A 20,598-nucleotide genomic window follows, 5' to 3' on the forward strand; every position below is an offset into this window, starting at 1 on the left:
TTAGTGCCTTGGTGGTTAAACAATAGCACTTAGCGCCCTCTGCGATTTATCTTTGCGTGCTTTGCGGTTAAATAGCCACGGATGCACGGAATAACACGGAGAATTTTAGTGCCTTGGTGGTTAATTCTGCTTTGCGTCCTCTGCGATTTATCTTTGCGTGCTTTGCGGTTAAACCGCCGTGGATGCACGGAATAACACGGAAGATTTTGGTGTCTTAGTGCTTTGGTGGTTAATTCTTCTTTGTGGCCTTTGCGTTTTTTCTCTACTTTCTCTGAGGTAAAATAAGTCGGAGGTCGGGAGTCAGAGGTCGGAAGACAATATGCATAAAATCTATTCTGCGGTTATCAGCATAATCTGCGGGAAAAAAACTGCATCATGCTCTGTGCCTCTTAGTGTTTTTTCTCTACTTTCTCTGTGGTAAAAAAATGCCACGGATGCACGGAATAACACGGAAGATTTAGTGCCTTGGTGGTTAAACAATAGCACTTAGCGCCCTTTGCGTTTTTTCTCCGCGCCCTTTGCGGTTAAATGCCACGGATGCACGGAATAACATGGAAGATTTTGGTGCCTTATTGGTTAAACAACCTTAGCACCCCTCACCACCGCTTCAATTTTATCCAAAATGAATGCTACAGTTTTTTCGCGGATTTCATTTCGCTGATCGTCGGTTTTATCAGGTTTAATAACTGTTTCGAAATGGTGAAATGCCTGATACCAGATGGAAACATAAATTTGTCCAACCTCCTTATCAATAACATAATCTGTTGTGGGTAGCGAGGCTACACCAGTTACCGCTACAGCAATAGAAGCATCAGGATAAAGCGCACGCAAGCCGGCGCACATGGCAAAGGTAGTTTCTTTAGATTCGGCCGTATAAGCTGTAATAATTTGCGCATCAACACCAAGCACTTTTGTTTTAACTGTGGCATCGTAAGTTACAATGCTTCCCTTTAATATTGCTGAAGCACCGGAAACCGAAGCAATAGTGCTTGATAATAAGCCTGCGGTAATACTTTCGGCACAAATTAGTGTTAAGCCTTTATCCCTTAAAAAATTGTTGAAACTGGCAATTCGGGTTACGGAGATCATGGTGTCAGATTTTGGGTTAAGATATGATTTTTATGCTTAATTCGTCAGCGGTTTATTGACGCTAACACTGTTGCAGGAGATTGGATTAAAGCTGTTGTTGTAACCAGTTCAGTAAAAACAGAGTTAAATGAAATGGCGCTCAACACAAAACGCTGAACGCCATCCTGATCATAGCTTTTTTAAAATTGGTTATCAATACTTAATACTTGATTCTCAATCATTGGTACTTGATACTAGATTCTTGATACTTGTTAATTGGTACTCGATTCTTGATCATTCCAAGCCCTTACCAACCCAAATAATAATCCTTATCTAACCAAACCGGGCGTTTAAGTCCGAAATAATCCTGTAACATTAATTCAGCGACACAAAAAGCGCCTTCAACCCAACCTTGCTGATCTGAATAAGCCTCACCAATAATGTGGATCTGTTCATCAGCTACCGGTTTGCGCATGTAAGGCATTACCTTTTCAACCGAGTAGCCCGCTTTCCAGGCATGGTAGCCCGCACCAAAAGGCTCGTCGGTCCAATCTCTGAAATAAGTTACATAAGGTTCAGGAATGGTTACCTGTGCACCATGTAGTTCGCGCAGCTGGGTCATCAACTCATCAACCATCAATTTGGTAGCCTGTACGCTGTCCAGTTGGTGCAATTCTTTCAATGAAGCCGATTTAGCTGGTTTTACTTCGAAAAGCAATTTGTCGTCCGTAAGTGCTTTCCAGAAGGTTTCGGTTTCCATGTCGCCATAGCTGCCCAGTAACATCGAGTTATTGGTTTGCGGATCGGTACCAAAGTAGTAACACTGACGCATCGGTAAATCGGTAATCGAGTGGCCCGAATCAATGCCCAGCTCTTTCCACCAGGGGTAGGTAAATCCCATTAAAATTTTAAAGGCAGGCTCCATAATTACCGAGCGGATATTGTTGTTCAGCACGGCGTTCTCATTAATATCGAAAAAGAAATTGTCCTGATCTAAAAGCTCGAGCGATTTCCGTGGCATGGCCAGTACCAGGGTATTGGCGTATACTTTCCATTTCGTATTGGTTTCGATGTTTAAGAAAGTGAGCTCGTATTTATGCGTGTGGATGAAGGGATGCGTTTTGGTAAAGGTAAGCAGCTTATTTTTTGCCCAGATACAAGCCCCCGCATGATCGGTATAGGCATTGGCTACCGCATAGGCAATACTATCGTAACCCTCTTCAATGGTTTTGTAAATGGTGCCGGCCGAGAAATCGCCCACCATATATGGAAAAGCTTCAGCCGAATTCCAGTTGATGGTGTTTGAATAATAACCTCCTGCATTGGCCAGGAACTCGTAACCCTCTTGCGAAACCTGGTCTTTAATCAGATTCCAGAAACCCAGGTCGTTCACCAGTCGTTTATCGTAAGGCGAATTGGGGAAATTATATACCAGTTTCGGTTTAATATCATCCCAGTCGCGACTTGTTAACTCAAACGAATAATCGTAAATACTGGCACCTTTAATAATCCTATCGCCATAGGTTTTGGCCACCCATGGATCGGCCATCAGCACATCGTAAATGATTTTATTAAACAGTTGATCCGAACTAAAACCCAGGTCATCATCATTGAGGTAGTAGCGGGTTAAGAGCTTTTCATGACCTGTTTGCGCCACATTCCAGGCGTCTTGCTTAAAACGTTCTTTACGGAGGTACATCAGTAATTTAGACGGATCGCCCATTGGAAAAGGAACAGGGGTCATTTTATCCTTAAGCACAGGCGTACGTTTGGCCGGATCTTTTTCGCTAAGCGGATAGCCTTCAATTAAAGTGGTTACAATTTGTTGCGAAGTAAGGTAACGCATGCCGCCCAGTTCGCCCCAGAAATTCATTCCCGGCATAATTACCGATTCAAGCCGGCCGCCCAGCTTATCGTTCATATCGAAAATCTGCACCTGGCTGGCCGTGTATTTTTGATCCGTTACCAGGCGGTAGGCAGTGTATAATCCCGAAGTTCCTGCACCAATAATGGCGACTTCAGTTTTTAAATCGGGCTGCATACCCGTGTTTAAAGGTGTGTTTTTGTTCATAGTGAGGTTGTTTTAAATTGCTTTGAAGAATTTTTGTCCTAACTGGAATGGTGTAATGTCGAAATCAGTATGTCCATCCAAGGCCAGATCAGACATAATTTTGCCTAAGAAAGGAGTAAACTTGGCAGCCCATCCGGTAGCATACAATACAATGTTTTTATGATTGGGTACATAGCTTGGTGCAAAATCAATTAACAGTTCTTTGTTTGGAATGGTACTCAGTGCAATTAAGCAGGTCGAAGTATATTCGGGTTCTGTACTTAAGCCAGTCATGTGGTCTCTTACCCATTCTGCTGTATAGCCCAGTTCTTGCTGGTTCGGAATTAAAGTTCGTTCGTTGGGCTCTTCTAAAGGGGTAATTACAAAATCGGGTGCTACGCGGATATATTCTGGGTGATCCCAATCAACAGAAGGGAAACCATAAAACTGGTTGCCGTTTTGGCCAATAGCATTCTGGAAAACAAACCAGGTAGGATATTGTATCGCAGGATCGGTTTTCTTAAAATAAGCTGACGACATGTTCCAATACGTAGCATCGATCTTAAAATCGAGCAGATTAATTACGCTGTTAATGTATGGGCCGGGAATAATCGATAGCTTTTCGGTAATGTAAATGCCATTCGGCGTCTCAATTTCGAATAGTTTCCCAATCTGATTAATTTTGAGTACCGGAGAGTTCTCTTTCAGCTCAACAGTTTCTTCCTTTTGGCATAAACCTAACAGCGCTTCAATAGTAGCTTTAAAATTAATGCTGGCACCATCGGGTTGAAAAAGTCCGGTGTAGGTTTCAGGCAAGTTTTTGAAGTGGTATTTTTCTTCAATTTCCTTGGCTGTTAAAGTGGTGTACGGAACGTTTAAGGCTTTCAGGGCTGCTTCAGCTTCTGCAATGTTACCTTCTGTTGAGTGCACCGCCGGATCGCCAAACCACAAGGTTCCTACTTTATCCAGCAATGAGGTATTGCTTGCACTTTCGAGCTCATCCCAATAAGGTTGTGCATCTAAAGCCATTTGTACCATGTACTCATCGGGGTAGGGAATGCGGAACTGGCGCGATACACCTGCCGAACTTCCGAGCTGATTCACAAAAGTAAACTGTTCCAGTACCAGGGTTTTAGCCTTTCGTTTACCCAGGTGGTAGGCTGTGGCCAGGCCTATTGCCCCGCCACCAATGACAATTACGTCGTAGTTTTCTGTAATCATAAGTTGTATGTGTTATTCTTTATTGGAATGATTGTAGGGTCGGATTGAAATATATAGCCTGCGGATCAATCCGGTTTTATATTGAATGAATTGATCTGACTGGTATAAGGCTTTTAAAAAATAATTTATGCTGCTTTTAAATCCAATATGGCCATGTTGAGGTATGAAAAACTGGCAAAATGGCGAAGCCGGCTGGCACTGCCAACAGGTAATAAGGGTTGGGAACTGAATGGGAACATTTGGAGCTAATTTAGTTTATGGGGACCTAAAATAAATAAATCTTTAAGCGTTTGGTTATCTCAAAACTAAATAATAAACTACAAATTTTTTATACTCAATTGTAAGTAATTTGTTATCTGGTTCATCGGTGCATTAGTGTTAAACCATGGCTTTAATCTAATACCTGCTTCTGATTTAATTGTTTGCATAATCGGTAGCCCAAGGCTTTCCATACGCTACGTTAAAACAGATGGCATTAATCAAAAATTGAAACAGAATTTCTAACTTAGTACAAGCGTTGGCAAAATAACAATAGCTGCCCACGCGAAAGCCAGTTTCTACTCCAAATTAAGCTAACATGAAAGCACTTTCTGATGTTTCCCTTCAAACTGCGCCTCAAAGTTTCAATGCCGGAAATGTAGCCATAAAAAAAATGAGTGATGGCATTGGTTACGAGCATCATGACATGCTGGCTATCGAAGAACCATTGGAAATCAGGCTGGCAGGTAACAAAAACGGCGAGCAGGTGATAAGCAGCATTTCGGTAACCATGCGTACCCCTGGCAATGATGAGGAACTGGCTAAAGGTTTCCTGTTTACAGAGGGAATTATAGGCCACGATACAGCATTGCAAAAAACAGAAACATTTGTATGTGGCGAAGGCCGCGAAAATATTATCACACTGGCGCTTACATCAGGCCAGATTCCCGATTTATCGGGCAGTGAGCGTAATTTTTATACCACTTCGAGCTGTGGCGTCTGCGGAAAGTCGTCAATAGCGTCCATCCGTACCAGGCAGCCTTTTCAGCTGGCAACCACTGATCAGGGCTGTATCGATAGTGATGTCCTTTTGCAATTGCCTGCTATTATGCAAAGTCAGCAGGATTTGTTTTCGGCAACTGGCGGATTGCATGCCTGTGGACTTTTTAATAGCCATGGAGCCCTACTTGATTTAAAAGAAGATGTAGGCAGGCATAATGCGCTCGATAAACTGATTGGAAAAGCCTTTGCTGAAGGAATATTGCCTCTTCGCGAGCATATATTGTTACTTAGTGGCAGGGCAAGCTTTGAATTGGTACAAAAGGCAGCCATGGTAGGTATTGCTACCGTCGCGGCTATAGGTGCACCCTCCAGTCTGGCCGTAGCGCTTGCCAGCGAATGCAATATTACCCTGGTGGGTTTCCTGCGTGGCAGGAGTTTTAACGTTTATACTGGCGCTGAGCGCATTAAATCATACAGACATGAAAATAAGAATTAAAGGCAATTTTATCAGATACCGATTAACGCGTCCGGAAGTAGAAGGCCTTTCTGCAAACTGCACTTTGTCTGAAACCGTAGATTTTGGTAACCGCAAGCTTATTTATAGCATCACTTGTACTGGCGGTGATGCCCTTTCGGCTACCTTTATTGGCGATGAAATTAACCTCAGGTTTCCCGAAGCCTGGCTTACCGAATGGCAATCGACAGATAAAGTTGGTTATAAAGCAACATCAGGTGCATTGAGTATTTTACTGGAGAAAGATTTTACCTGCTTAGATAATGTAGAAGAAGACCAGCGCGACCATTACCCCAATCCACTTTTGAATCAGCCAAAATGAAAAAGTTAAAAGTAGTGCCCAATCCCGAAAATCCGGAGAAATTACTGGATCTGAAATATACGCCGGCTAAAACCTGGGCTGCGGGAATTCCTGCAGTAGCTGCGGCTTTCAGTGATCTGATAGAGGAGAAGATTCCATTCCGTGGTATGCGGGCTTTGTTTAGCATGAACCAGAATGGAGGTTTCGACTGTCCGAGTTGTGCCTGGCCCGATCCGGATGATGAACGCTCGCCGATCGGTGAATATTGCGAAAACGGGGTGAAAGCACTGGCCGAAGAGGCGACTTCAAAGCGGGTTACCGAAGCATTTTTTGCCGAAAATTCGGTTGTAGATTTAGCACAGCTAACTGATTTTGAAATTGGTAAAAAGGGGAGGCTTACCTCGCCCATGTTTTTACCTAAAGGCGGCACCCATTACCAACCGATTAGCTGGGATGCTGCTTTTAAAAAAATTGCCGGGCATTTAAACGCACTCGGTTCTCCAAACGAAGCTATTTTTTACACTTCCGGCCGAACCAGTAATGAAACTTCTTTCCTTTACCAGCTTTTTGCAAAAGAATTTGGCACCAACAACATGCCCGATTGCTCTAACATGTGTCACGAAACTTCGGGTACCGCACTATTGCCAACCATTGGCATAGGAAAGGGAACGGTGAAACTCGATGATTTTTATCAGGCAGAGGTGATTGTGGTAATTGGCCATAATCCCGGTACCAATGCGCCCCGCATGATGACTGCTTTACAGAAAGGTAAAGATAACGGTGCAAAAATTATTGCCATTAACCCGCTGCCTGAGGCCGGGCTGATGGGGTTCCGCAACCCGCAGGCATTAAACGGCATACTGGGTATTGGCGAACATTATTCAGACCTTTATCTACCGGTAAAAATAAATGGAGATATGGCCTTGCTCAAAGCAATAGGCTTGTTACTGGCCCGCGAGGAAAGGCGTACACCAGGGCTTGTTTTCGAACAGGAGTTTATCCGCCAGAGAACGAGCGGTGCTGAAGATTACCTCGCTCAATTCGAAAATTATAAGCTGGAAGAGCTTGCAGTAGCGGCCGGATTGGCTATTGCCGAAATTGAAGCCGCGGTTGAAATACTGGCCCATAAAAAGAAGATCATATTTGCCTGGGGCATGGGGCTTACCCAGCAACCGAACGGTGTGGATATGATTCGCGAAATTGTAAACCTCCTGCTGCTTAAAGGCAGTATTGGCAAGCCCGGAGCAGGCGTATGCCCGGTAAGAGGGCACAGCAATGTACAGGGAAACCGGACCATGCTCATAAACGAAAAACCAACGCTACAACAACTGGATAAGATAAGGGATGTTTTTGGTTTCGAGCCACCCCGTGCACACGGGTATAACGTGGTAAGTGCCATTAAAGCCATGCACAAGCAGGATGTTAAAGTGTTGTTTGCGATGGGCGGTAACTTTTTATCGGCTACTCCCGATACTACTTTTACCGCAGAGGCTTTGCGAAAACTCAGGCTTTCGGTGCATGTTTCTACTAAACTGAATCGGAGCCATTTGGTTCACGGCGAAGAGGCATTAATTCTGCCAACACTCTCGCGAAGCGATTTGGATATAGTTAATGGCGTAGCGCAGTTTATCAGCACAGAAAGCTCGATGGGGATTGTACAGTCTTCAAAAGGAATATTAAAACCGGTATCCGATCAGCTGTTAAACGAAACGCATATTGTTTGCAGGATGGCCATGGAAACACTTGGAGAAAGATCGGTGGTAGATTGGAAAGCTTATGCCGATGATTACGATAAGATTCGGGATGTAATTGAAAAGTGCATCCCCGGTTTCGAAAATTACAACGAACGTATCAGGCAAAAGGGAGGTTTTTATTTACCTAATGCTGCCCGTGACGGGGAGTTTATGACCGGAATAGCCGGAAATAAAGCTGCCTTTACACTTTCACCTGTTCCGTTAAACCTCCTGTCAGAAAATGAATACTTGATGGCCACCACCAGAACACACGATCAGTTTAATACCACCATCTATGGGCTCGAGGATCGCTATCGTGGCATTAAAAACGAACGCAGGGTAGTGTTTATGAATCAGCAGGATATGGACAGGCAGGGATTTAAAGCCGAAGATAAAGTTGATCTCTTTAATTTCGATGATGGTATTGAGCGCATAGCCAGGCTTTTTCTGGTTGTTCCCTATGCCATTCCCGAGCGTAATGTGGTCACCTATTTCCCTGAAGCCAATGTGCTCGTCTCGATCAATAATGTGGTGAAAGAATCGAACATGCCCGCTTCAAAATTTGTGCGGATTCAGATCAGGCCACATCAGGCAGTTGTGAGTGAATAAAGGGCCTTATGGATAAGTTTCTTTCAATAGCTTGTCATCCTGAGCCTGTCGAAGGATATTTAGAATCATGCTATACCTAACGGTCTTGCCTCGGCTCGCCGCCGAGGAGTTTCTAGCTTTTTCTCCAAGACAATCCATCATTCCCGCGGAAGCGGGAATCCTAACACTTTGGCTAATCATCATGAGCACTTATCCAGTAGCTTGTCATCCTGACCCCATCGAATGATCAGCTTCAAACCAATAAGGAATAAAAGTCTCCTGGTAAGCCGTTAAGCTTAAATGTCTTATGTGGTGAAAACTGGATAGATTGCGATATTAATGGAGCTCAACTGTTTAGTTAGACCCTGAAATAAATCCGATAGCTATCGGATCAGGGCCACAATTTTGTTGGACTACTCAGCCGTAATCGGATCTATTACAGCAGCTACTTTTTTAATCGAATTGGCCGGGAAACCACCTAAATGTGCATGCTCGCGTACCATTTCTTCATTTGGTGCATTGTAAATACAATAAATTTTATCGTCGGTTACATAGCTGTTTACCCACTGAATTTGTGGCCCCATTTTGCTTAACACCCCACACGATGCTTGCGAAATGGTTTTCAGTTCCTGAGCAGTTAATTTTCCTGCTCCCGGAATTTCCCGTTCAATTACATATCTGGGCATAATCAAATAATTTAGCATTTATCCCTACTCGTATGGCTTTTCGGTAACGCCCCGTTTTTATTGGTATCTGGCCTCCAATTTTTCAATGGCTTCGGGATGATTTGGCTGGTTGATACGGTGCCCGATAGCACCATAAGCTCGCCGGATGGCGGAAAATTATGGAATGAATAATTGTTTCTTCATTAAATTTAAAAATAATATCTGGTTACCATTGTACCAGAACTGCTCATTTTACTTCACAATCTGCATATAACTGCGATAAAATTAAAGCATTGCAAAGGTCAATTTTTGCAATATTTTGCTGTATTTACTTTACATTCCTTGTGGTTCTTTAGAAATTTTTATCTTCGGGCTCACCTAACCAAATTTTACGGTAAAAATAGCATCGTGTTTTGAATCAGCTTGTTGTAAACCAGGAGGAAGAAACAATACTTTTGGTTTTTAATCTCGCCTTAAACCGTTCTGTTTTTACCTGGTTAAATCCATTTTCAGATGAAAAAACTATTGCTCACGTTTTCGATTTGTATAGCGGTAATTGCTACTTATGCGCAAAATAACGCCAGTTTCAAGGAAGATAAACAGGTGTTTACCACTTATCCTTTTTCAGATCCGAATCCCATTCCGGCTTTTACCCACATTTATCCCTATTTCCGCTATGATGGATTTACCGATAAGGCCATACAAAAGGAATGGAAAGTAGTTACCCTCGAAAATGATTATATCAAACTAACCATATTGCCTGAAATTGGCGGTAAAATCTGGTCGGCCATTGAAAAATCGACAGGCCGTTCATTTATTTACGATAACCATGTGGTAAAATTCAGGGATATTGCCATGCGCGGCCCCTGGACCAGCGGAGGTATAGAACCTAACTACGGCATTATGGGACATACCCCCAATACCGTTACGCCGGTAGATTATATTACACGCAAAAACAACGATGGGAGTGTAAGCTGCATCATTGGTGTACTCGATTTATTGACCCGGACCAACTGGACAATGGAGATCAATTTGACGAAAGACCGTGCTTACTTTACCACCAAATCGTTCTGGTATAATGCTACACCGCTCGATCAACCCTATTATCACTGGATGAACGCTGGTATAAAGGTGAAAGGGAACCTGCAATATATTTATCCGGGCACACATTATCTGGGGCATGAGGGCGAGCACAGCGATTGGCCAATTAATAAAGAAAATGGCAGGGATATTTCTTTTTACGAACAAAATAACTTTGGAGGCTACAAATCGTACCATGTTTTTGGTAAATACACCGATTTTTTTGGCGCCTACTGGCATGATGATGATTTTGGAATGGCACGTTACGGTAGTCACGATGATAAAGCCGGAAAGAAAATCTGGATCTGGGGTCTTGCCGATCAGGGGATGATCTGGGAAAAATTGCTAACCGATACCGATGGACAATATTCTGAGATCCAATCGGGGAGGTTATTTAACCAGACAGCCGAAAAAAGTACTTTCACACCCTTTAAACACAAAAGTTTTTCTCCCGGAGCTGCCGATACCTGGACCGAGTACTGGTATCCGGTATTAAAAACCAAAGGTTTTGTGAAAGCCAACCAATATGCAGCCCTGAATGTGAAATATGAAAAAGGCTGGTTAAAAATTTATTTAAATCCCGTACAAAGTTTAACAGATACGCTTGCCGTAAAACAGGGAAACAAGGTCTTGTACGCACAAAAGGTAAAGTTAAAACCTTTGCAAACTTTTGCCGACTCTGTAAAATTCGATGGATCAGTCAACGATCTGTTGGTTACCCTGGGAGGCAATAAGTTGCAATACGAAACTAAAGCCGATGCTGATGTGCTGAGCCGCCCGCTCGATTCGCCTGAAGGTTTCGACTGGAACTCCGGTTATGGCTTATACCTGCAGGGCAAGGCCTTTATGGATCAGAAAATGTATGCCCAGGCAGAAGAAAAGCTAAGGGCTGCGCTGAATAAAATACCTGGCTTTGTACCGGCATTGGTTCAAATGGCCGAACTCATGTACCGCAATATGCGTTATCAGGAAGCTTTAACATTTGCGAAAATCGCTTTGAGTGTGGATACCCATGATGGTGCAGCAAATTATTATTATGGTATTATCAATAAACAGTTGGGCAATACCACCGATGCCAAAGATGGTTTTGATCTGGCGAGCCTAAGCATGGCCTTCAGAAGTCCGGCATATCGCGAGCTGAGCAAGGTATATCTTGCCGAAAAGAACTGGGATAAGGCGATAACTTATGCAGCTAAAGCCACCGATTTTAACCGTTACGAAATTGGCGCACTGCAGGTACAGGCTATTGCATACCGCAACCAAAATAAAATAAGTGAGGCTAAAACAGTATTGGATACCCTTTTAGCATTCGATCCGCTGAGTGATTTTGTCCGTTTTGAAAAGTACCTCATTCAGCCGTCAGCAGAAAACAAGAGCCGTTTTATAACAGCAATCCGCAATGAGCAACCGACTGAAAGTTACCTGGAACTGGCTGCTAATTATTATCAGAATGGTTGCTTTGCAGAAAGCGAACAAGTGCTTCAATTGGCACCTGACCAGGCACTGGTGAATTTTTGGCTGGCATTTTTACAAAATAAAAAAGGGCAGTCTTTTGCCGCTACCTTAGCCAAAGCCGATCAGGCTACTGCAGCTTTTGTATTTCCTTTCCGCTCAGAAGATGAGGCGGTATTGCTTTGGGCCGGTAAACAGCTTAACAGCTGGAAACCTAAATATTATCTGGCACTTTTATATCAAAACCGGAATCAACTTGCTGCAAGTAAAAAATTGTTTCAAGACTGTGGCAATACGCCAGATTTTGCTCCTTTTTATGCTGCACGGGCTGCCATGCACATCGATGCATCAGAACTGGCTGATCTTAAAAAGGCACAAAGTTTAGATCAGGCCGATTGGCGTTATACCAAACTGCTTGGCGAATATTACCTTAGTCATAACCAGAATATGGAGGCCTTAAAAACCATCGAACCATTTTACCAGGCACATACCGAAAATTATGTAATGGGCATGCTGTATGCCAAAGCCTTATTGCTGAATAAGCGTTACCGCGATTGTGGCCAACTGCTCGATCAGATTCAAATTCTGCCTTTTGAAGGTGCTACTATTGGCCGGGAGTTATACCGCGAAGCTAAACTAATGCAGGCCATTAATGAAATTAAGCTTAAGAACTACACCAAGGCACTTGGCTTCATTGGCGATGCTAAAAAATGGCCGCAAAATTTAGGCGTAGGCAAGCCTTATGCCGAAAATATAGATGAACGTTTAGAAAACTGGATGGATTATTTATGTTATCAGCAGATGGGAAACAGGCAGGCTGCGCAAACCGCTCTGCAGCTGGTTACCAGCTTTAAACCAAAGGTAGAAAACACCGTGAGTAATTTTACTCCCGCAAACCAGTTGTTAACCGCCTGGGCTATGGAAAAGCTGGGTAAAAAACAGGAAGCTGTTATTTGGCTCGATAAACAGGTTAAAGCATACCCTAAGGATGCAGTTATAAAATGGTGCCAAAAAGTATTTTTGAAAGTGCCAGGCACCAGGGCCGATACAAGCGACTCTGGCGTACGTTTAATTGAACAATTACGTGTGCTTAAATAACGGCTAAAAAGGATATTTTAAGTAGAGATTATCACAAATCTGCAAAACTGTGGCATTTAATACCGAGTTTTGCATATAGTAGTGTTTGGAGTCTTTTTAACCAGATAATAACTGATGAAAAATATATAAATTGAACCCATAATTTTTTACTTAGCATTGTAAAAGCCATTCTTTATAAAAAATGAAACCTGATAACCTCGAACTATGGCCTGATAGTTTGCTTGTGAGTAACATGCAAAGTAACGACCGGGCTGCGTTCGGGAAAATTTACAGCAGGTACTGGAGTAAGTTATATTTATCGGCCTATCAGATTTTACGTAACAGAGAAGCTGCAGAAGATATCATTCAGGAAATATTTGTGAGCTTATGGCTAAAGCGGGAATATACCCTGGTTGATAACCTCAATAATTACTTGTTTACAGCCGTTCGTTTTCAGGTTTTTAAAGCCATCAGGGATGGAAAAATGCGTACCGATCTGCTACACGATACCGATTTACTGGTAAGTGCCCACAATGCCGAAAATGCTTTCGCCGAAAAGGAAATCACCCAGCGGCTGGATGAAAGCATTGAACAGCTTCCCCAAAAATGTAAGGAAATATTTATTCTGAGCAGGAAAGAACACCTCAGTGTGAAAGAAATAGCCGAGCGTTTAAATATTTCGCCTAAAACCGTCGAAAACCAGATTACCATTGCATTACGCCGCTTGCGTACCGATATGGGTGAGTTTTTATTTTGGGCGGTGTTGCTGCTGGGAGGGATCTGGGGTAAGTAATCCTTTTCACAACTGTTCATTTACCACCTAAAACACCTTAGTTTTTATCAAAGCCTGTCTCAGGTGAACTTAGATGTCTAAGGTGGTGATATTATAAGTCATATAAGGTAAGCTTACATTTTTCTTTAATGGCTTATATGATTTTGAATGTGGTTATCAATATTTTACCACCTAAGACACCTTAGAACGCCTTAGTTTTTATCAAAGCCTGCCTCAGTTGAACTTACATGTCTAAGGTGGTGATATTATAAGTCATATAAGGTAAGCTTACATTTTTCTTTAATGGCTTATATGATTTTGAATGTGGTTATCAATATTTTACCACCTAAGGCACCTTAGAACACCTTAGTTTTTATCAAAGCCTGCCTCAGGTGAACTTACATGCCTAAGATGGTGATATTATAACTCATTGAAGACAAATAAGTACATTTAACACTTTCTTATATTTCCGTAAATGGCTTATATGGTTATTTTTTATTAAAATTTAATTAGCTGTTAAATAGTTGTTTACAAAATAATTAAAATTCTTTTGGGGGATACCCTTCATTTTGGGTACATACACCCAAACCACAGCGAATTGAAAAAAGCAACATTAGTCAGATTAACAGAAAAATATATAGCCGGTACTGCCAGTGGAGAAGAACGACTCGAGCTAGAATCGTGGTACAACGAACAATTGGCGCAGAATAAATTACCGGATGAATCTCAAATTAATGAAGCTGAGGAGGAGATAACAGGCGAAAAGATCTGGCATAATATTAATCTGCAAATTGATGCGCAGGAGCAGGTAAAACCACGCAAATCCTTCTACCGTTGGGCTGTTGCGGCATCAATAGTTGCTGTTTTAGGTTTTGGCGCGTATTGGTTAGGCGAACGTATTTCAGATAAAAATACCAATAAAGTAGCAGCACTGATTAAACCCGGTGGCAATAAAGCTTTTTTAACCTTAGCTAACGGTACCAAAATTAATTTAGATGAGGCCGTTAATGGTACCATCGCCAGCCAGGAAGGTATTAAGATTACCAAAACGGCCGATGGTCAGCTGGTTTATGCCATTGTTGAAAATGCATCCGGTAAACAAGCAAGCGGTTACAATACCATTAGTACCCCGGCCGGTGGCCAGTATCAGGTAACCCTGCCCGATGGAACAAAAGTGTGGTTAAACGCACTTTCATCATTAAAATATCCAACTGCTTTTAATGGTAAATACCGTACTGTGATGTTAACTGGCGAAGGTTATTTTGAAGTAGCCAAAAACAAAAATAAACCTTTTAAACTAACCACGGCTAAACAGGAAATCAGCGTATTGGGTACCCATTTTAATGTTAGTGCCTATGCAGACGAGCCCGAAATTAAAACCACACTGGTAGAAGGTGGGGTAGCCGTTAAAAATTTTAGTCCAATGGCAACCGGAGTGTTAAAACCCGGACAACAAGCGGTATTTCATGGTACTGGTTTCGAAATTAACCAGGTTGATGTAGAAGAATATATCGCCTGGAAAAACGGTTTCTTCATGTTCAATAACGAGGGGATTAAAGAAGCCATGCAAAAGCTGGCGCGCTGGTACGATGTGGAAATTGAGTATGAAGGTAATTTCGACGGCATTTATTTCGGTGGCTCTTTTTCTAAACACAACAACCTGCAGGAAACCTTAAAAATATTAGAATCAACCGATAAGTTTAAATTTAAGATAGAAGGAAGGAGGATTAAAATTATAAAGTAATACCCTAAAATTTTAATCTGAAGAAACGGATTTCGACTGCAATCGAAACCCGCTCAAAGTTTCGGATTAAAAAAATGCCCTAACGATAACCAAATAGTTAAAACATTGTAAATGCAATAGCAACAGCTATAAGCATTTATATCAACCCAAAACCTAACAAATGTATGAAAATTTACGATTTTAATTTATACAGCGCAGGCCGTATAAAGCATAAAATTCTGTTATCCATGAAGCTAACCGTTATATTGCTTTTTGTAGCTTTTTTACACGTTAATGCGAGCAGTTTTGCACAAAAAAACATCACGCTTAATGAGAAAAATGCATCCTTGCAAAAAGTGCTCAAATCCATTAAAAGCCAAAGTGGTTTTAATGTGTTTTTTATCCAGAGCGATTTAAAAAAATCAAAAGCTGTAAATATCGATGTTAAGGATGTTACGCTGGCCGAAGCTTTAAATCAGTGTTTTAAAGATCAGCCCTTAACTTACTCCATACAGGCCAACACCATTGTGGTTAAAGAAAGGCCTGCAACTGTGGTGCCCGCAACTAAAACCGGACAAGAAGCGCCCGTGTATAAAGTGATTGATGTGATCGGTACCATTTTAGATGAAATTGGCAAGGGAATACCCGGTGCCAGCATCAAAGTAAAAGGTAAAGAACAAGGTACCATTAGCGATGAGGCCGGAAATTTTAAACTAACCGGCATTGCAGACGACGCTATACTGATAGTGTCATACCTGGGCTACCAAACCAAAGAGGTAAAAGCTGCGGCAACACTAAAAGTTACATTAGTACCGCAAACCAACGATTTAAATGATGTGGTTGTGGTGGCTTATGGTACGCAAAAGAAGGTAAACTTATCGGGCGCAGTAAATACAGTTAATACCAAAACACTTGTTAACCGACCGGTAACTTCTTTAACCAACGCATTACAAGGCGCTGTACCTGGCGTAGCCATTAAATCAGCACCTGGCGATCTTGGTTCCGATATGGGAACTATAAATGTAAGGGGCCGGGCAAATCTTGGTACATCATCTCCATTATTTGTGGTTGATGGAGTAGTAGTAAGTCAAGGTGATTTCGCGCGCATCAATCCTAACGATGTGGCAGGCATTTCTGTACTGAAAGACGCCTCAGCTTCATCAATATATGGTGCCAGAGCTGCAAATGGTGTAATATTGGTAACCACTAAAAAAGGAAATGGAACGCCTACTATTAGTTATAATGCTTATTATGGAAGACAATCGGCTACCTACTTACCTGATTTTGCTGATGCAAACAATTATGCCCTTTTAAGAAATGAAGCTGAGACAAACATGGGCAGAAGTCCGCTTTATGATGCAACAGCTTTAGCAGCAATCAGAAACCAATCAAATCCTGATCTTTATCCCAATACAAATTGGTATGACTTAATATTACGTAAAAGTGCACCAATGATGGAGCACCAGGTAAGCATTGCAGGAGGAGATAAAACCAAGTATTATTTAAGTGGTACTTATTTTGGCCAAAATTCTTTAATTCCGGGTAAAAATTTAAACCGTTATTCACTAAGGGCAAATACCGAAACACAGATTAGCGATAAATTTAAAATTGGCAGTAACTTATCATTTATCAGAGATGGTTACAATAACGATAATTTAGAAATCGGTTTTACCGGAGTTGGCAGGTCTATTCCTTTATCTGTTGCCAAACAAAGTAATGGTCAATGGGGTAGTGTAACTGCCGGAAAGGAAAATGCTACAATAGCTGGCCAGAATCCATTACGTTTATTAGAAGAAGGTGGTAGAACGAATAATAATACTAATCGCTTCATTGGTAATTTAAATGGAACTTATACTCCCGTTAAAGGTTTGGATATCTCAGGTTTGTTTTCTTATAACACTTTTAATTATTTCAACAGTTCTTTTATAAACACAATAGATCCGGTTATTGGATTTATCAGCCAAAAACCTTTAACCAGCACTGCGGTATTAACTAATCAGCTAACAGAAAGATGGCAAAGTGCTTCAAATTTATTATCGCAGGCCACAGCCAGTTATGAAAAAAATATAGATAAACATTATTTTAAAGTTTTGGCTGGAGCATCTTACGAAAAGGCGCAAAACAGGACATTGATTGTAGTGCGTAAAGGTTTTCCGAATAATGATTTAAATGCAGTTGAAGGAGGATCGGCGCTACCTGAAAATACTACGGTAACCAATGATGGCGCGAACGGTGGAGTTGGTGAAAGTGCACTGGCATCTGTTTTTGCCCGTGTAAATTATGCCTTTGCAGATAAATACTTATTTGAAGCTAGTGCCAGAAACGATGCCTCATCAAGATTTGCACCTGGCCATCGCGCAGCATGGTACCCATCTGCATCGGTAGCCTGGCGTATCTCGCAAGAGGATTTTATGAAAAATCTAACTGCGGTTAATGAATTAAAAATACGTTTATCTGCAGGTAAATTGGGTAATATTAACAACGTAGGTAATTACGATTTTTATGATGGTTTAAATGTAGGGAGTACCGTAATTCTTGATGAATCTAAGCAAGATGGAGTAAGCCCGGGTAAATTGGCTAATCCGCTTTTAAGCTGGGAAAAACTAACCACTTATAATGCCGGTTTAGATGCAACATTATTTAAATCACTTACTTTACAGTTAGATGTTTTCAGCCGCATTACCAAAGATATCTTATTGCCAAATCCAAACATCCCTACAGAAGCCGGATTAGGTAGTGGCGAATCGCCCTCAGTAAATTTAGGAGCGGTTAAAAATAATGGATTGGAACTTTCGCTAAACTACAATGGTAAAATAAACGATTTTGGCTATTCTATTGGAGGTAACCTCAGTAAAATATGGAATAAAGTAACTGATTTGGGTGGTGCTAATGAAACTGCCCCGAGCGGATACTACATTAACCGCATTGGCCAGCCAGTTGGATCGTTTTACATGTGGCAGGCCGAAGGCTTATTCGTAAATCAGGCCGATGTTAATGCACATGCAAAACAAGCCAATAATCCAAAGCCAGGAGATATTAAATATAAAGATCAGAATGGTGACGGTGTAATTGATGGTAACGACAGGGTAATTAATGGTAATGACGTACCTTATTTTACTTATGGTTTAAACCTTTCAGCTAATTACAAAGGCTTTGATTTTAGCGTTCTGGCGCAAGGTGTAGGCAATGTAAAAACTTACCTGGAAATGGAAGCATCTCAGGCATTCTTTAATGGCGCAGGTGTTAAAAATTATGTTTTAGATAGATGGACTGTTAATAACCCTGATCCTAATGCAGCATACCCAAGGGTAACCAGCGACACTCAAAACTTTGGTCTGTCTAGCTTTTGGTTGTTTGATGCATCGTATTTTAGGGTTAAAGCCATTACTTTAGGCTACACAATTCCTCAAAATATATTAGATAAGGCTAAGATCAAAGGTTTAAGGATTTATGCATCAAGCAATAATCCTTTTACTATCCGGGGCGATAAGCGATTGAAAGATTTTGATCCGGAAGTTCCTTCACAAAGATCGGCTTATCCGGTTCTCAAAACATTTTCTGTGGGCTTAAATTTAACACTATAATCGTCATGAAAAAAATTATATATATATCGCTTTTCGCTCTTGTTATACTCGGAAGCTGTAAAAAGTCGATAGATTTTGTTCCACAGGATAAACTTTCTGCCGGAACTTTTTGGAAATCACAAAATGATGTGCAGCTTGCATTGAACGGTTGCTACGGTTATTTAGCCAATGCCTTTAATTATGCTTATGATGATGGGGCTGCTGATAATGCGTATTGTCAATATCCCTGGGAAAGCAATGCTACACTTGTATCTGCAGGTAGTATAGATGCTACACTCGATGCAGGTTATAACAGCCGTTATGTTTTTATACGCCGCTATAATTATTTTTTAGATAATGTAGGAAAAGCTACAATGGACGAAACATTGAGGAAACGTTTTATCGCTGAAGCCAGGGTTTTAAGGGCTTTTACCTATTACGAGCTGGCACATACCTTTGGCGATGTTCCTTTGTTAAAAACGAGCTATACAAATCCTGAAGAAACTGCAATTGCACCAAGTCCTGCTGCTGCAGTAATACAATTTGCTATTGATGAGATTAAAGCAGCAGAAGCAGATTTACCGGCAAGCTATGCTGGTGGTGCTCCTAATCAAACCGGTCGTATTACAAACGGAGCTGCCTGGGCCATATTAACCCGTATTCAATTAGAATATGGCAAATATAGCGATGCAATTGCCAGTGCTCAAAAAGTAATGGGGGCAGGCTATCAGCTTTTTAGAAAAACAGCATTAAGCGGTAATGATACCAAAGACGACTATAGCCAATTGGTAACTTTTGCTGATGATGCAGCCAAACAAAAATTTTATAAAGGTCTGGCGAGCTACCAACAACAATTTTGGACAGCAAACGAAGGTAATAAAGAGACCATACTTGTATCCCAGAACATTCAGGAAAATACAAGCTATGCTCCCTATGGTAATGGTTTGAGAACATTGCTTGCTCCACCTAATATCGGGGGCTGGACCTCTATTACACCAATTCAGGCTTTGGTAGACGCTTATTGGAAAAGTGATGGCACAACCTTTACACCACCAACACCCGAGCAAAGGGCCATCGATTTTAACATTAAAAAAACACCATCGCCTAATTATATTAATGAATTTAAAAATCGCGACACCCGTCTTTATGCCAGTATTTTATTTCCGGGGGCAACCTGGAACGAATATAAAGATGGCTATGTATTCACCTGGGCAGGTCCTGGAGGCGGTGAAACCTATACAGGTTATGCATTTAAAAAGTATTTAGATCCGGCTTCATTAGCAAGTAGTTTAGAGTTTGATGCACCTCAGGATTACAGCATTATCAGATATGCTGAGATACTTTTGGCTTATGCAGAAGCTAAAAATGAAGTAAGCGGACCCGATGCCACAATATTTGCTGCGTTAAATGATATCCGCGATCGGGCAGGTATGCCACCAGTAGATCAAACGGTAAACAATACTAAAGAAAAATTGAGGGAGGTAATTCGTAACGAGCGCAGAATAGAATTGGCAGGTGAAGGGCAGCGTTATTTCGATATCAGACGCTGGAATATTGCGGCAACTGTAATGAAAACAACGAAAGATATTGCCAATGTAATTGTGCAGGAGCGCACCTGGCAAAATAAATTCATGTTAATGCCTTATCCCCAAGCTGCTTTAGATAGAAATGCGAACTTAAAGACAGCACAAACAGCTAAAGGATATTAAAATAAAATGCATCTACTTATGCACACACAATGATTATAGCGGCCAGGGCTTTTCCTGGTCGCTATTTTTTTGGAGGAACTTAACGATGTTACCGTAATTCA

12 protein-coding genes are annotated in these 20,598 nt (G+C 41.5%); 8 read left to right on the forward strand and 4 right to left on the reverse strand.

The window, feature by feature from the left end:
* Positions 1 to 576: 576 nt before the first annotated feature.
* The 3 genes from OC25_RS25360 to OC25_RS25370 all read right to left on the reverse strand — a co-directional run bounded on the left by OC25_RS25360 (position 577) and on the right by OC25_RS25370 (position 4,339).
* Complete coding sequence (locus tag OC25_RS25360; protein ID WP_052266467.1) at positions 577 to 1,089, reverse strand: CinA family protein; 513 nt, start codon at positions 1,087 to 1,089, stop codon at positions 577 to 579.
* Between the two features lie 286 nt (positions 1,090 to 1,375).
* Entirely contained in the window at positions 1,376 to 3,139 is a 1,764-nt protein-coding gene (locus tag OC25_RS25365; protein WP_039482832.1) for a flavin monoamine oxidase family protein, read from the reverse strand.
* A 12-nt stretch (positions 3,140 to 3,151) separates the two neighbouring features.
* The gene (locus OC25_RS25370; protein ID WP_039482836.1) at positions 3,152 to 4,339 is read right to left on the reverse strand and encodes an FAD-dependent oxidoreductase; all 1,188 of its coding nucleotides are present in this window, start codon (positions 4,337 to 4,339) and stop codon (positions 3,152 to 3,154) included.
* A 577-nt stretch (positions 4,340 to 4,916) separates the two neighbouring features.
* Here OC25_RS25370 and fdhD point away from each other — a divergent pair.
* Genes fdhD through OC25_RS25385 form a run of 3 tightly spaced genes read left to right on the forward strand, consistent with a single transcriptional unit; the run spans position 4,917 to position 8,477 of the window.
* Entirely contained in the window at positions 4,917 to 5,816 is a 900-nt protein-coding gene (gene fdhD, locus OC25_RS25375) for a formate dehydrogenase accessory sulfurtransferase FdhD (protein ID WP_039482840.1), read from the forward strand.
* Positions 5,800 to 6,156, forward strand: coding sequence for a DUF7009 family protein (locus OC25_RS25380; protein ID WP_039482843.1), 357 nt, complete (start codon positions 5,800 to 5,802; stop codon positions 6,154 to 6,156). Before fdhD ends, OC25_RS25380 begins: the two co-directional genes overlap by 17 nt.
* Entirely contained in the window at positions 6,153 to 8,477 is a 2,325-nt protein-coding gene (locus OC25_RS25385; protein WP_039482847.1) for an FdhF/YdeP family oxidoreductase, read from the forward strand. Before OC25_RS25380 ends, OC25_RS25385 begins: the two co-directional genes overlap by 4 nt.
* Positions 8,478 to 8,869: 392 nt before the next feature.
* Here the strand turns inward: OC25_RS25385 and OC25_RS25390 are convergent, their stop codons facing one another.
* On the reverse strand, positions 8,870 to 9,142 hold the full coding sequence (locus OC25_RS25390; protein WP_039482850.1) for a DUF4242 domain-containing protein: 273 nt from the start codon (positions 9,140 to 9,142) through the stop codon (positions 8,870 to 8,872).
* A gap of 492 nt (positions 9,143 to 9,634) precedes the next feature.
* Between OC25_RS25390 and OC25_RS25395 the strand changes: the two genes are divergently transcribed.
* The 5 genes from OC25_RS25395 (at position 9,635) to OC25_RS25415 (ending at position 20,497) form a co-directional block, all read left to right on the forward strand.
* Complete coding sequence (locus OC25_RS25395) at positions 9,635 to 12,751, forward strand: DUF5107 domain-containing protein (RefSeq protein ID WP_039482853.1); 3,117 nt, start codon at positions 9,635 to 9,637, stop codon at positions 12,749 to 12,751.
* Between the two features lie 181 nt (positions 12,752 to 12,932).
* A complete protein-coding gene (locus OC25_RS25400; RefSeq protein WP_052266468.1) occupies positions 12,933 to 13,523 on the forward strand; it encodes an RNA polymerase sigma-70 factor in 591 nt (196 codons plus the stop codon).
* Between the two features lie 577 nt (positions 13,524 to 14,100).
* Complete coding sequence (locus OC25_RS25405) at positions 14,101 to 15,246, forward strand: FecR family protein (protein ID WP_039482873.1); 1,146 nt, start codon at positions 14,101 to 14,103, stop codon at positions 15,244 to 15,246.
* A 164-nt stretch (positions 15,247 to 15,410) separates the two neighbouring features.
* On the forward strand, positions 15,411 to 18,809 hold the full coding sequence (locus OC25_RS25410) for a TonB-dependent receptor (protein WP_052266470.1): 3,399 nt from the start codon (positions 15,411 to 15,413) through the stop codon (positions 18,807 to 18,809).
* Positions 18,810 to 18,814: 5 nt separating this feature from the next.
* Positions 18,815 to 20,497, forward strand: coding sequence for a RagB/SusD family nutrient uptake outer membrane protein (locus OC25_RS25415; protein WP_039482857.1), 1,683 nt, complete (start codon positions 18,815 to 18,817; stop codon positions 20,495 to 20,497).
* The last annotated feature ends 101 nt before the right edge of the window (positions 20,498 to 20,598 follow it).

Origin of the sequence: Pedobacter kyungheensis, from assembly GCF_000812965.1 — a bacterium.
Lineage (GTDB): Bacteria > Bacteroidota > Bacteroidia > Sphingobacteriales > Sphingobacteriaceae > Pedobacter > Pedobacter kyungheensis.

Coding starts and splice junctions, on each gene's coding strand:
- OC25_RS25360 (WP_052266467.1), bottom strand. CDS start 1,089: ATGATCTCCGTAACCCGAATTGCCAGTTTCAACAATTTTTTAAGGGAT.
- OC25_RS25365 (WP_039482832.1), bottom strand. CDS start 3,139: ATGAACAAAAACACACCTTTAAACACGGGTATGCAGCCCGATTTAAAA.
- OC25_RS25370 (WP_039482836.1), bottom strand. CDS start 4,339: ATGATTACAGAAAACTACGACGTAATTGTCATTGGTGGCGGGGCAATA.
- fdhD (WP_039482840.1), top strand. CDS start 4,917: ATGAAAGCACTTTCTGATGTTTCCCTTCAAACTGCGCCTCAAAGTTTC.
- OC25_RS25380 (WP_039482843.1), top strand. CDS start 5,800: ATGAAAATAAGAATTAAAGGCAATTTTATCAGATACCGATTAACGCGT.
- OC25_RS25385 (WP_039482847.1), top strand. CDS start 6,153: ATGAAAAAGTTAAAAGTAGTGCCCAATCCCGAAAATCCGGAGAAATTA.
- OC25_RS25390 (WP_039482850.1), bottom strand. CDS start 9,142: ATGCCCAGATATGTAATTGAACGGGAAATTCCGGGAGCAGGAAAATTA.
- OC25_RS25395 (WP_039482853.1), top strand. CDS start 9,635: ATGAAAAAACTATTGCTCACGTTTTCGATTTGTATAGCGGTAATTGCT.
- OC25_RS25400 (WP_052266468.1), top strand. CDS start 12,933: ATGAAACCTGATAACCTCGAACTATGGCCTGATAGTTTGCTTGTGAGT.
- OC25_RS25410 (WP_052266470.1), top strand. CDS start 15,411: ATGAAAATTTACGATTTTAATTTATACAGCGCAGGCCGTATAAAGCAT.
- OC25_RS25415 (WP_039482857.1), top strand. CDS start 18,815: ATGAAAAAAATTATATATATATCGCTTTTCGCTCTTGTTATACTCGGA.